The sequence below is a fragment of the Streptomyces sp. NPDC002386 genome, from assembly GCF_053593175.1.
In genome coordinates, this window is record NZ_JBSFBX010000011.1 from 252834 (window position 1) to 265651 (window position 12818).

The window sequence follows — 12818 nt, forward strand, 5'->3', positions numbered from 1 at the left end:
CGCGCACCGCACTGACCGGCTCCCTTCGCGGGGGCCGGTCAGTGCCGTTCCGGGGCCGCCAGCCGGTGCAGCCGCAGGGCGAGCTGGATCTCCAGGGCGCGGGCCGGCGTCTGCCAGTCCTCGCCCAGCAGCCTGCCCACGCGCTCCAGCCGCTGGGCGACCGTGTTCACGTGCACATGGAGGGCGTCCTTGGTGCGGGCGGGGCTCATTCCGCAGGCGAAGTAGGCGTCCAGGGTGTGCAGCAGTTCCGTGCCGCGGCGCTCGTCGTAGTCGACGACGGGGCCGACGGTGCGGCCGACGAAGCCGCCCACGTCCCGGTCGCCGGCGAGGAGCAGGCCGAGGAAGCCGAAGTCCTCGGCCGCCGCGCCGTCCCCGCCGCGGCCCAGCAGGCGCAGCGCGTCCAGGCAGCGGCGGCCCTCGGCGTAGGCGCCGGCCACCGTGTCGTGGTGGACGGTGAGGTCGGTGACCGGCGCGGAGGCGCCGACGGTGACGGGCTGGTGGACGGCCGTGCCGAGGTGGCGGGCGGTCCGGCGGGCCAGCTCCGTGGCGCTGTCGCCGGCGGCCAGCGGGAGCACCAGGACCGTGCCGCCGTCCCGGGCGGCGGCCAGGCCGTGCCGGGTGGCGGCGAGATGGGAGGCGGCCGACCACAGGCGCCGCCGGGCGGCCGCCTCGTCGTCGGCGTCGGCGGCCGGCCCCTCGAGCCGGGCGGCGAGGACGACATGGGTGGCGTCCAGGTCGGCGTGCAGCCGGGCGGCGCGTTCACGCAGCAGGCGCGGGTCGCGCTCGCGCGCGTCCAGGAGGTCGTCCAGCAGTTCGCCCCGCACCCGGTGTTCGGCCTCGGCGGCGGAGCGGCGGGCGAGCAGGAGCAGCGAGGTGACCATCGCCGCGCGTTCCAGGGTGCGCTGGTCGACCGGGTCGAGGTCCGGGTGGCCGCGCAGCACGAGCGCGCCGAGGAGTTCGCCGCCCGCGACCACCGCGGCGACCCAGTCGCCCTGGTGCCGTACCGCGTGCCCCTCGGTCCGGGAGGCCTTCAGGGCCCCGGCCGGCGCCGTGCCGGCCTCGGTGAACTCGACCGTTCCGTCGAGGACCTGGGAGACGGCCGCTGCCACGTCGTGGACCCCGCCGCCGCGCAGCACCAGTTCGGCGAGCCGGTCGTGCACCTCGGAGGCGCGCTCGATGACCGCGCTGCGGTCCCGGATGATCTCGTTGGCCCGCTCCAGACCGGCCAGCGCCGAGCGGGTCTCGGTGAGCAGGTTGGCGGTGTCGATGGCGGCCGCGGCGAGCGCGGCGAAGGAGCCGAGCAGGGCGATCTGCCCGCGTTCGAAGACGCGGGCGCGCCGGTCGGCGGCGAAGAGGACGCCGATGACGTTCGGGCCGAGCATCAGCGGCACGCCGAGGATGGCGATCAGGCCCTCGTCCTCGACGCCGGCGTCGATGGCGCGGGTGTGCTGGAAGCGGGCGTCCTTGAAGTAGTCGTCGGTGACGTACGGCCGCGCGGTCTGGGCGACCAGCCCGCCGAGCCCCTCGCCCATGCCGAGCCGCAGTTGCTGGAAGCGGGCGGCCACGGAGCCCTCGGTCACCCGCATGTAGGTGTCGCCGCGTGCCGGGTCGTTGAGGCTGAGGTAGGCGACGTCCGTGCCCAGCAGGGACCGGGCGCGCTGCACGATGGCCTGCAGGACGGCGTCCAGGTCCCGGAGTCCGGCCAGGTCGTGGGCGGTCTCGAACAGCGCCGACAGTTCGGCCTCGCGGCGGCGGCGCCCCTCCAGTTCGGAGCGGACCCGCAGGGCGAGCAGCTTGGCCCGCTCCAGCGCGGCGACCCGGTCGGCCGGCTGTCCCTCGGCGCGGGCGAGCAGCACCGGCTGCTCGTAGGCCTCCACCGGGGCGTCGCGGGCCAGCAGCTCGAGGTAGGGGGCGCCCGCGCCGTCGTCGGGCACCCCCGGGGCGCCCTCGGAGGCGGGGGTTCCGGCCGGCTGGACGTGATCGCGAGACATGGTCACAGGATTCCGCATCGGCGGCCCGGCCTGCCGGGCCCGTGGAGAACTCCGGGGCCCGGCGGCGCAGGACCGTTCAGTGGGCCGTCCACCCGCCGTCGAGGACGAGGGAGGTGCCGGTGACGAAGGAGGCCTGCGGGCCGCACAGGTACGCCACGGCGTCGGCCACCTCCTCGGGTTCGATGAGCCGCTGGACGGCGCTGTCCTTCAGCAGGATCTCGGACAGGACGCGTTCCTCGGGGATGCCGTGGGCCTGCGCCTGGTCGGCGATCTGCTTCTCGACCAGGGGGGTCCGCACGTAGGCGGGATTCACGCAGTTGGAGGTCACCCCGTGCGGGGCGCCTTCCAGCGCGGCCGTCTTGGACAGTCCCTCGAGGCCGTGCTTGGCGGCCACGTAGGCGGACTTGAAGGCCGAGGCGCGCAGTCCGTGCACCGAGGACACGTTGACGATCCGCCCCCACCCCTGCGCGTACATGTGCGGAAGGGCGCCCCGGATGAGCCGGAACGGCGCCTCCAGCATCACGGTCAGCACGGTGTGGAAGACCTCGGGCGGGAACTCCTCCAGCGGACGCACCAGTTGCAGTCCGGCGTTGTTGACCAGGACGTCGGTGCCGGCGGCGACGCGCTCGGCGGCGTCGAGGTCGGTGAGGTCCAGGGCGTGGGGTACGACCGAGCCCGGGAGGTCACCGGCCCGCTGGGCGAGTTCCGCCAGCTCGGCGAGGCCCGCCGCGTCCCGGTCGACGGCTCTCACCTCGGCGCCGGCGGCCGCGAGCCGCAGCGCGCAGGCGCGCCCGATGCCGCTGGCGGCGCCGGTGACGAGGGCGGTGCGGCCGCCGAGGTCGAGGGAGGGGTGCGGGGCGGTGGGCTGGGCGGCCGGTGGCGGGCTGGACGTGGTCATGAGCCGACGATAGGCGGGGCCCACCCCTCACCACATGTGGTGACCACCCACACTTCAGCTATTAGTCATAGGGTCGAACCATGTGGGTGCCTCGGACATGGCCTGCTTGATCCGGTGGCGCCCGAACTCGTTGAGGTCCGGCAGCGCGTCCACCGTGAACCAGCCGACCTCCAGTGACTCGTCGTCGTTGACGCGGGCCTCGCCGCCGACGGCACGGCAGCGGAAGGTGATGTCCATGTACTGGCAGACGTCCCCGTTGGTGTAGGTGACCGGCTCCAGGGCCTGGACGAGGACGACCCGCTCGGGGACGCACGTCACCGCCGTCTCCTCGAACACCTCCCGCACCGCGCAGGCCGCGGGCTGCTCGCCCGGGTCCGGGATGCCCCCGATCACCGACCACCTGCGGGTGTCGGACCGCCGGCCCAGCAGCACTCTGCCGTCGTCGTCGAAGACGATCGCGGTGACCCCGGGGAGCCACAGCAGCTGCTGACCGGCGCTGGCCCGGAGGGTGCGGATGAAGTCAGGAGTAGCCATGGACCGACCCTAACGGGCCGGTCCGCGGCTCCCGCGCATGTCAGGGGACGTACGGCCGTCGTACGGCTACGCCTCACCGGCGCGCCGGGCGCGCACACCGGAACCGATCGCCCAGCCGAGGCCGCCGGCGGCGATCAGCACCAGGGCCATCTCCGGCAGGATGCCGAGCCGGGTCGCGGGCGTCTCGGAGGTGCGCAGCGGCACCTTCTGCACGAGGTAGGCGGGCACGAACATGCCGGTCCTCCGGGTGATCCTGCCGTCCGGCATGATGATCGCGCTGACGCCGCTGGTGACCGGCACGGTCACGGTCCGGCTGTGCTCGACGGCACGGACGCGGGACATGGCGAGCTGCTGGTAGGTCATCTCGCTGCGGTCGAAGGTGGCGTTGTTGCTGGGCACCGAGATCATCTCGGCGCCGTGCGTGACGGTGTCCCGGACCGCCCAGTCGAAGGCGGCCTCGTAGCAGGTGGCGAGGCCGACCCGGGCACCGCCGAAGTCGAAGACGCCCGGCTCGCTGCCCCGGCTGAAGTCCTGGCGGACCATGCCGGTCCAGTCCTTGTTGATCGCGCCGACCAGGCCGCGCAGCGGAAGGTACTCGCCGAACGGCTGCACCTGCCGCTTGTCGTAGGTCTGGGTCGGTCCCTTGACCGGGTCCCACAGGATCTGCTCGTTGAGCAGCCTGCCGTCCTTCTCCACGACCCCGCCGACCGAGATCGGCACCCCGACGGCCCTGGCCGCCTCGTCGATGACGGCGGCCGCGTCCGGGTTGGTGAAGGGGTCGATGTCGGAGGAGTTCTCCGGCCACAGTACGTAGTCGGGCTTCGCGGCCTTGCCCGCCTTGATGTCGGCGGCGAGCTCGAGCGTCTCCTTCACGTGGTGGTCGAGCACGGCCCGGCGCTGGGCGCTGAACTCCAGACCGGAGCGGGGGACGTTGCCCTGGATGACCGCGACGGTCGCGCTGCCGTCCTGTGCCTTGTCGCTCACCAGGGGCCGGGCGGCGACCGCTCCGGCGACCGGGACGGCGACGCTCAGCAGGGCGGCGGCCGCCGCCCCGCGCCGCAGGGTCCGGGTGCGGCGCCGCTCGGCGATCAGACGCCCGGCCTCGAACAGGCCGAACCCGCACAGCACGACGGCGAAGCCGAGCACCGGGGTGCCGCCCACCGCGGCGAGCGGCAGGAAGACGCCGTCCGCCTGGCCGAAGGCGATCTTGCCCCAGGGGAAGCCGCGGAAGGGCACGCGCGCGCGGACCGCCTCTCCGGCGATCCACAGGGCGGCCGCCCACACGGGCCAGGCCGGCAGTCTCGACAGCGCGCCCACGCCGACGCCGACCAGCGCCACGAAGATCGCCTCGATGGCGACGAGCGCGAGCCAGGGTCCGGGACCGACCTCCACCCCCGTCCACACCAGCAACGGCAGCAGGAAGCCGAGCCCGAAGAGGTAGCCGAGGCCGAGGGCCGCCTTCCAGCCGCGGCCGCGCAGCACCCAGGCGAAGCCGGCGAAGGCGGGCAGGGCCAGCCACCACAGGGTGCGCGGCGGGAAGCTGACGTAGAGCAGCACTCCGCACAGGGCGGAGACGGCGGCCGGGACCAGCCGCAGGAGCCGGCCGCCGCGCGCCGCTTGCGCGGCGGGCGGCCTGAGCTGGTCGGACTGGTCCACGGAAGTTGCGGTGACGGTCACCCGGGGAGTCTACGGCGGCCCCCCTCGATGCCGACAGCGCCGTCCAGGACGTCCCGGCCGCCTCCGGCGCCCCGTCACCGGTCACGTCCTGCCGCGCGACTCGTCCACAAAGCGGCCGTCAGCCGTTACCGTGTGCCCAGCCCCAGCGGTGCGGCCGGGTCCCGGTGCGCGCCGCCGGGGACCGCCACAGGTCGGGGGACCTGGGTACGAGGGGCTACGGGGTGGGGTCGAGGGGAACGGAAGCCGCGGCCGGCGACTACGGCGCCGACTGCCGGGAGACCGGACGAAACGTTTCTGACGGGGTGGGCATGATCCTCCTCGGGTCGTGCGCCGCCTGGTCGCTGATCACGGCGGCGGCCCACGAGGGGCGGCCCGAGGGCGTGCTGCTCGCGGTGCTCGCCGTGGCCGCGGGCTATGCCGCGGGGCGCATCTCCGGGTCGCTGCTGCCGGTGGCCGCGCCGGCGGCCGGTGCGGTCGTGGGAGGGGCGCTGCCGCTGGTGCTGCCCGGCCTCTCCCCCGGCGCCCGGTACGCCGTCCCCCTCGGGCACGCCGGTGCCACCGCGGCCGTACTGGCGCTGGCCACCGGCGCGGCCTGCTGCGCCGCCTGGTCGGCGCGTCGGCCGGCGACCCGGATCGGTCTTCGGCTGCTGGCCGCGGGCATCGCGCTGACCGGTGCCGCGACGGACTCGGCCGCCGGCTGCGCGGCCGGCGCGGCCGTCCTGCTGTGCTCGCTCGCGGCGGGCGCGATGCCCTGCCGGGGCGCCGGGATCGCCGGGCTGGCCCTCGCGGCGGCCGCGCCCGCGGCGGCGGTCTGGGCGGCCGGGGCGGACGCGCTGCCCGCCGGTCTCACCGGGGCCCTGCGGAGCCGGTTCACCGAGAGCCGGCTCGGGCTGTGGCGGGAGGCCGCGCGGCTGGCGGGCCACGACACCCTGCTCGGCGTCGGCCCCGGCCGGTTCGGCGAGTTCGCGGCGGCCGGTCCACCGGGAGCACCGGCCGGCGGCGGACCGCACTCGGCCCCGCTCCAGCAGGCGGCCGAGCAGGGCCTGATCGGAGTCCTGCTGCTGGTCGCCGTGCACGGCTGGATACTGCACGCCCTGTGGCGCTCGCCGCGCTCCACCCCGGTGGCCCTCACGGCGGGCGCGGCGCTGACCGCGGTCGCGGTGCTCGCCGCGGTCGGCAACGCGCTCAGCTTCACCACGGTGACGGCGGGCGCCGGTCTGCTGGCGGGGTGGGCGACGGCACGGCCGTGGACCGGGGACGGCACGCAGCCGTAGCGGATCGGCACGGGCGGAGCCGGCCGGGTGTCAGCTGATGGTGCCCGGCGTGATGGCCCGCAGCCGGGCCCTGATGGCGCGGACCGCGGACTCCGCGTTGTCCACGGTGATCGTGAAGGTGTGGCCGTCCCACAGCCGGAGCACGATGCCCTCGCCGCGCCGGACGACGACCGCGGTGCCCTTCTCGGGGCGCCAGCGGTAGCCCCAGCCGCCCCAGTGGCAGGGGGTGACGAGGGCGGCGAAGTCGGCTCCGGCGACCTCGGAGAGCGGGATGCGGCGGCGCGGCACGCCGATGTGGCCGCAGCGCACCTCCAGGCAGTCCTTCTCCAGCTTCAGGTCGACGTGCACGAAGGCCAGCGTGCCGAAGAGGACCAGCAGGCCGGCCGCGATGCAGCCGACGACGGACATCGCCAGCGCGGCGACGCCGGAGGTCCAGGCGGACTCCACGGCCAGCTCGATGCCGAGCGCCATGCAGGCGGCGCCCACCAGCGCCAGCAGCCACTGGACCCGGTTGGTGGCGCGTCCGGTCCAGACGTCGGGGTGCGAGGCGTCCTCGGCGTGGCGGTGCTCGCTCATGGATACGAGGTTACTCAGGTTTCGGTGCGCGGCTACCGGCTCGCGGAGGGTGACTCCTCCGGGCCGCCCGGACACCGGCCGGGTGCGGCCCGGGTGAGGGGTCAGTGCCGGTCGGCGAGCGGCCCGGCCGACGGCAGCAGCCGTCCCTCGGGGTAGAGCAGCGCGGCCGCGGGCAGCGCGCCCTCGCGGCCGCTGAGCAGCACCGTCAGCGTGCCGTCGGCCGGGACCTCGGGGGTGGGCTGTTCGCCGAGGCGGCGCAGGGCCTGGGCGGCGACCGCCCCGGCGGAGCCGTGCAGGGCGAGCGGGGTGGGGCTTCCGTTCCGTACGGCGGCGCGGATCCGGTCCGCCACCAGTTCGTAGTGGGTGCAGCCGAGGACGACGGTCGTGACGTCGTCCGGGGTCAGCGCGGCCGCGGCGGCGACGGCGGTGTCGATGGCCGCCTCGTCCGCGTGTTCCACGGCCTCGGCCAGCCCCCAGCAGGGCACCTCGGTGACCCGGACGCCGTCGGCGAACTCCTCGATGAGACCGCGCTGGTAGGGGCTGCCGGTGGTGGCGGGCGTGGCCCAGATGGCGACCGGGCCGCCGCCGGCGACGGCCGGCTTGATCGCCGGGACCGTGCCGATCACCGGGATGCCGGGCTCCAGACGGGCACGCAGGGCGGGCAGCGCGTGCACGGTGGCGGTGTTGCAGCCGATGATCAGGGCGTCCGGACGGTGGGCCGCGGCGGCGTCGGCGACGGCCAGGGCTCGTGAGGTGAGGTCCTCGGTGGTGCGCGGCCCCCAGGGCATGCCGTCGGGGTCGAGGGAGAGGACGAGGTCCGCGTCGGGCCGCAGGCGCCGTACCGCGGCGGTGGCCGCCAGCAGGCCGATTCCGGAGTCCATGAGCGCGATCTTCACCCGGCCACGATAGACGATGGGCTCCGATCGGCCGGTCGGGTGGGGCAGACTGCGCCCGTGAGCGCCCTTCTGTGGATCGCCGTCGCCTCCCTCGCCGCCTGGTGCTGGCTGCTGCTGTGCCAGGGCTTCTTCTGGCGCACGGACGTCCGGCTGCCGCCGCGCGGCGGTTCCGGTGACTGGCCGTCGGTGTGCGTCGTGGTGCCGGCCCGGGACGAGGCCGCGGTGCTGCCGGCGAGTCTGCCGTCGCTGCTCGCCCAGGACTATCCGGGGCGCGCCGGGATCGTCCTGGTGGACGACGGGAGCACGGACGGCACCGCGGAGGTGGCCCGGGAGCTGTCCCGCCGGCACGGAGGGCTGCCGCTCACGGTGGCCTCCCCCGGCGAGCCGCCGGCGGGCTGGACGGGCAAGCTCTGGGCGGTGCGGCACGGGATCGCCCTGGCACGCGCGCGTGACCCCGAGTACCTGCTCCTGACGGACGCCGACATCGCGCACGCGCCGGACAGCCTGCGGGAGCTGGTGGCGGCGGCCCGTACGGGCGGTTTCGACGTGGTGTCGCAGATGGCGCGGCTGCGGGTGGCGAGCCTGTGGGAGCGGCTCGTGGTGCCCGCGTTCGTCTACTTCTTCGCGCAGCTCTACCCGTTCCGCCGGATCGGCCGGCGGGGGTCGCGTACGGCGGCCGCCGCGGGCGGCTGCGTGCTGCTGCGCGCGGACATGGCCGAGCGGGCGGGGATCCCGGACGCCATCCGGCACGCGGTGATCGACGACGTCGCCCTCGCGCGCGCGGTGAAGCGTGCCGATGGTCATGTGTGGCTGGGGCTGGCCGACCGGGTGGACAGCGTGCGGCCCTACCCCCGGCTGCGCGATCTGTGGCGGATGGTCTCGCGCAGTGCCTACGCCCAGTTGCGGCACAGCCCGCCGCTGCTGTTCGGCACGGTCGCCGGGCTCGCCCTCGTGTACCTGGTGCCGCCCGCGGCCGTGGTGGCGGGGGCGGCCGCGGGCAGTGCGGCCACGGCGGCGGCGGGCGCGCTGGCGTGGGCGGTGATGGCGGGGACGTACCTGCCGATGCTGCGCTACCACCGGCAGCCGCCGTGGCTCGCGCCGCTGCTGCCCTTCACCGCTCTCCTCTATCTCCTGATGACGGTGGACTCGGCTGTGCAGCACTACCGGGGGCGGGGTGCGGCCTGGAAGGGCCGCACCTACGCGCGTCCGGAGGTGCGGCCCGACGAGGGCTGATTTCACTTGCGGCCGGGTGTCCAGTTCATGCCCCAGCCGTAGGCGCGGTCTATGGTCCGCTGCGGGCTCATTCCCCGGTCGGGCACCAGGTACCGGGCCTCGCGCTGGACGACGAGGTCGCCGCCCGCGTGGGTGATCAGGGCGAGCGCGCAGACCGTGGACGGGACGGTGCACTCGTCCAGGGAGAAGTCGATCGGGGCGCCGTGCTGCGGCTGGAGGGTGACCGTGGCGTGCAGGTCGGCGAAGGACGCGGCGCCCTCGTAGATGGTGACGAAGACCAGGATGCGCCGGAAGTCCTGTTTGTGGTCGAGGTTGACGGTGAGGTTCTCGCCGTCGGCGACCGCGCCGGTGCGGTCGTCGCCGTCCAGGTGGATGTACGGCGGACGGTTCAGCGATCCGAAGGCGTTGCCGAGGGCCTGTACGACGCCCTTGCGTCCGTCGGCGAGTTCGTACAGGGCGCACAGGTCGAGGTCGACGTCGCCCTGGCCGCCGCCCCAGCGGCCCCGCCGGCCAGGGAACTGCTTGCGCACCTGCCAGTTCAGGTTGACCCGCATGGCTCCCGATGTACCGCCCTGCTTGGCCAGCGAGACGGACGGGGCGGCCTTGGTGAGGGTGACTTTGGAGAGGCGGACCGGCGCGGTCGCGGCGGCCGGGGGCGGCGGCAGCGGGACCGACGCGGTGACCGGCGGCGGCATCGTCACCGGCGGCGCGGCGGGCGGGGGCGGCGGTGCGGCGGGCCGGACGGGCGGCGTCGCGGGCGGGGCAGGGGGTGCGGACGGCGCGGCGTGCCGCTGCGGTTCGTCGACGGTGATGCCGAAGTCCGTTGCCAGTCCCTCGAGTCCGCTGCTGTAGCCCTGGCCGACGGCGCGGAACTTCCAGCCGCCCTGGCGCCGGTAGAACTCGCCGAGCACGAAGGCGGTCTCGGAGGTCGCTCCGGGGCTGTCGAAGCGGGCGACCACCGCGCCGCCGCCGTCCTCGGTCACCTCGACGTAGAGGCCGGGCACCTGCCCGAACGTCCCGCCGTCGGACGAGGCCGCGAGGACGATCCGGTCGATCCCGCTCTCCACGCGCGCGAGGTCGACGAGGAGAGTGTCGGTGACCCGCTCACCGGTGGTCCGCTTGCCCTGGTGCCGGACCGCGCCCGAGGGGTGCGCGGGCTGGTTGTAGAAGACGAAGTCCCCGTCGGAGCGGACCTTTCCGGCCGCGAGCAGCAGCGCGGAGGCGTCCGCGTCGGGTACCGAGGGCCCCGGTCGCCAGCCCAGTTCGACGCGCAGGGCCGTGGTCGGCACCGGCGCGTTCGATCCTTTCGTCATTGTCATGTCCGCCCCCATCGCGTGTCGGCGTGCGCCCCGGACGTTCCCGGGCACCCCGGATGATCGCTACCCGCCCAACCTATTCCCGGGGACGGCGGACGCACATGAGCCGCACAGGACGAGCGGCGAAGATCGCCTGTCAACCGCCGGTAACCCATCAGGAACTCGGCTTTTACACGATCCAAACCCTGATCGGCGTCCATTTTTGCCGAGTTCGCTCGGATTGGGGATCCCGCGTCACTGCCGACACGGAAAACAACCCTCTTATCGGTCTCCCCAACCAGCACATCGTGGGCTTAACTTATGTGCCATGACCTCCCCCCGCTCCACTTATGGCGGCGGCTACTACTCCGCCTCCTTCCCGGACACCCCGATCTACGACTCCCTCGTGGCCGAGCGGGGTACCCCGCAGATCGCCCCGATCCGGGTCCCCGCCGCGTACGACACGGGCAGCAGCCTGCCCGCGCTGCCGTCGGCGCTGCCCGCCCTCCCGGCCGGTCCGTCGCACCAGGCCCCCGCCTACGGCTACCCGCAGGCGCAGCACCCCGCCCCGCTGCAGCAGGCGCCCACGGCGTACATCCCGCAGCAGGCGAGCGCGCCGCGCGGTTACCCGGGTCCGCAGGCGCCGCAGCAGCAGCGCCCGATGGCCGGCGGCACCGGGTACGAGGCCATGCGCCCCGCCGCCCCGCGGCCGGCCGCGGCTCCGTACCAGGACCCGTACAACAACCAGCAGTACCGGGGCTACTGACCCGCACCCCCGGCCGCCGCTGCCACCTGGCACGATGGCCTCATGGGGAACGCGCGACTGCGGTCGATCCACGTCTATCCGGTCAAGGCGTTCCGGGGCGTCTCGCCCCGGGAGGCCGTGGTGGAGCCCTGGGGGCCGGCCGGGGACCGACGCTGGACACTGATCGACGACGGGGGAAAGGTCGTCACACAGCGCGAACAGCCGCGTCTCGCACTCGCCGCCGCCGAGCCCTTGCCCGGCGGCGGCGTTCGGCTGTCCGCACCCGGACGTGAACCGCTGGAGGTCGCGGTCCCGGAACCGGCCGCCACGGTGCCGGTGAGCGTCTTCGGCACGGAGGTGACGGCGGTCCCGGCGTCCGACTCCGCCCATATGTGGTGTTCCGGCCATCTGGGCGCCGGTGTCCGGCTGGTCCACATGGACGATCCGGCGTCCCGCCGCCCGCTGGACCCCGAGTACGCGCGACCGGGCGAGACCGTGAGCTTCGCCGACGGCTATCCCCTGCTCGTCACCTCCGTCGCCTCCCTCGACGCCCTGAACGAACTGGTGGCGCGGGGCGATCACGCCGACGAGGGCCCGCTTCCGATGAACCGCTTCCGGCCGAGCGTGGTCGTCGAGGGCACCGAGCCGTGGGCGGAGGACGACTGGTCCGGCCTCTCGATCGGCGGGGTGGACTTCCGGGTCGCCAAGCCCTGTGCGCGCTGCGTGGTGACCACGACCGACCAGGACACCGCCCGGCGCGGCCGCGAGCCCCTGCGCACCCTCGCCCGGCACCGCAAGGTCGGCGGCCGGCTGCTGTTCGGCCAGAACCTGGTGCCGCTCGCGCCCGGCACCATCCGGGTGGGCGACCCGGTCCGGGTGCTGTCGTGACTCCCGGGAACCCCGGCGCGGGGACCGGTCGTTGGGACACCATGAGGATTGCGTGAACGGTCCGGGCCGGGGGTGAGGCCACTCGCCCCCGGCCCGGACGCGGGGGCGGGCGGCTCCTCGGGGGGACCGCCGAGGAGCGGAAGGGGGTGGGGGACGTGCGGGCCATCAAAGGACTGTGGCGCTGGCGGCGGAATCCGCTGCGCCGTGCGACCGATCTGACCGAGGCCTGGGTGGCCCTGGCGGCACTGGTGCTGATCGCCGTGGCCGCTCCGGTGACCGGCGTCCTGGTCGGGACGACGGCTCAGGACTCCCTGCAGCGCTCCGCGCGGGAGCAGCAGCACGAACGTCACCTCGTCACGGCGACCGTGGTGCGAAGACTCGGCGGCGCCCCGGTGGAGACCGACCCCGACACCAGCGCCGTGGGGGACGCCCACAGCAGGGTCCTCGCGGACTGGCCGGCACCGGGTGGCGGCCACCGGCGCGGACCGGCACTGGCGAAGCTCGGATCGCCGCACCCCGGCGACCGCTTCGCGCTCTGGACGGACCGGCACGGCCGTGTCACGACACGCCCGCTGGACTCCCCCACGGCGACCACGCACGCCGTACTGGCGGGCCTGGGCGCCGCGTTGCTCACGGCGGGCCTGGTCGAATGCGGGCGGCGGCTGATCGTGTGGCGCATGGTCCGCCGCCGGTACGCGCGTTGGGACCGGGCCTGGGACCGGGCGGGTCCGGACTGGGGCAAGGCGGGCACCGGCAGCTGACGGCCTTCCCGCTCTGGTCATCCCACCACCCGCGCGCACGCTACGGTGGA

General features: G+C 74.9%; 12 protein-coding genes. 5 read left to right on the top strand and 7 right to left on the bottom strand.

The window, feature by feature from the left end; translation table 11 throughout:
* Positions 1-38: 38 nt before the first annotated feature.
* The 4 genes from ACWCPN_RS23255 to lnt all read right to left on the bottom strand — a co-directional run bounded on the left by ACWCPN_RS23255 (position 39) and on the right by lnt (position 5100).
* Positions 39-1991, bottom strand: coding sequence for a helix-turn-helix domain-containing protein (locus tag ACWCPN_RS23255; RefSeq protein WP_392293689.1), 1953 nt, complete (start codon positions 1989-1991; stop codon positions 39-41).
* A 76-nt stretch (positions 1992-2067) separates the two neighbouring features.
* The gene (locus tag ACWCPN_RS23260; protein ID WP_365124592.1) at positions 2068-2889 is read right to left on the bottom strand and encodes a 3-hydroxybutyrate dehydrogenase; all 822 of its coding nucleotides are present in this window, start codon (positions 2887-2889) and stop codon (positions 2068-2070) included.
* Between the two features lie 54 nt (positions 2890-2943).
* On the bottom strand, positions 2944-3423 hold the full coding sequence (locus tag ACWCPN_RS23265) for an NUDIX hydrolase (protein WP_199209511.1): 480 nt from the start codon (positions 3421-3423) through the stop codon (positions 2944-2946).
* 66 nt (positions 3424-3489) lie between these two features.
* On the bottom strand, positions 3490-5100 hold the full coding sequence (gene lnt, locus ACWCPN_RS23270; RefSeq protein ID WP_451209272.1) for an apolipoprotein N-acyltransferase: 1611 nt from the start codon (positions 5098-5100) through the stop codon (positions 3490-3492).
* A 308-nt stretch (positions 5101-5408) separates the two neighbouring features.
* Here lnt and ACWCPN_RS23275 point away from each other — a divergent pair, with 308 nt between their 5' ends.
* A complete protein-coding gene (locus tag ACWCPN_RS23275; RefSeq protein ID WP_451209275.1) occupies positions 5409-6374 on the top strand; it encodes an O-antigen ligase family protein in 966 nt (321 codons plus the stop codon).
* Positions 6375-6404: 30 nt separating this feature from the next.
* Here ACWCPN_RS23275 and ACWCPN_RS23280 read toward each other — a convergent pair whose 3' ends face one another.
* Both ACWCPN_RS23280 and ACWCPN_RS23285 read right to left on the bottom strand, forming a co-directional pair.
* Positions 6405-6950, bottom strand: a complete 546-nt coding sequence (locus tag ACWCPN_RS23280; RefSeq protein WP_451209278.1) for a hypothetical protein — start codon at positions 6948-6950, stop codon at positions 6405-6407.
* A 101-nt stretch (positions 6951-7051) separates the two neighbouring features.
* Positions 7052-7846 carry a glutamate racemase gene (locus ACWCPN_RS23285; RefSeq protein ID WP_451209281.1) on the bottom strand — a complete coding sequence of 265 codons (795 nt, stop codon included), beginning with the start codon at positions 7844-7846 and terminating at the stop codon, positions 7052-7054.
* A gap of 57 nt (positions 7847-7903) precedes the next feature.
* Between ACWCPN_RS23285 and ACWCPN_RS23290 the strand changes: the two genes are divergently transcribed.
* Positions 7904-9079 carry a glycosyltransferase gene (locus ACWCPN_RS23290; RefSeq protein ID WP_451209284.1) on the top strand — a complete coding sequence of 392 codons (1176 nt, stop codon included), beginning with the start codon at positions 7904-7906 and terminating at the stop codon, positions 9077-9079.
* Between the two features lie 2 nt (positions 9080-9081).
* Here the strand turns inward: ACWCPN_RS23290 and ACWCPN_RS23295 are convergent, their stop codons facing one another.
* A complete protein-coding gene (locus ACWCPN_RS23295; RefSeq protein ID WP_451209287.1) occupies positions 9082-10398 on the bottom strand; it encodes a TerD family protein in 1317 nt (438 codons plus the stop codon).
* A 304-nt stretch (positions 10399-10702) separates the two neighbouring features.
* Here ACWCPN_RS23295 and ACWCPN_RS23300 point away from each other — a divergent pair, with 304 nt between their 5' ends.
* The 3 genes from ACWCPN_RS23300 to ACWCPN_RS23310 all read left to right on the top strand — a co-directional run bounded on the left by ACWCPN_RS23300 (position 10703) and on the right by ACWCPN_RS23310 (position 12768).
* On the top strand, positions 10703-11140 hold the full coding sequence (locus ACWCPN_RS23300) for a DUF6643 family protein (protein WP_451209290.1): 438 nt from the start codon (positions 10703-10705) through the stop codon (positions 11138-11140).
* A 42-nt stretch (positions 11141-11182) separates the two neighbouring features.
* Positions 11183-12007: an MOSC domain-containing protein gene (locus ACWCPN_RS23305; RefSeq protein WP_451209293.1), complete on the top strand. Its 825-nt coding sequence runs from the start codon at positions 11183-11185 to the stop codon at positions 12005-12007.
* Positions 12008-12162: 155 nt separating this feature from the next.
* Positions 12163-12768 (top strand): Rv1733c family protein, encoded by a 606-nt coding sequence (locus ACWCPN_RS23310; RefSeq protein WP_451209296.1) that lies wholly within the window; start codon positions 12163-12165, stop codon positions 12766-12768.
* The last annotated feature ends 50 nt before the right edge of the window (positions 12769-12818 follow it).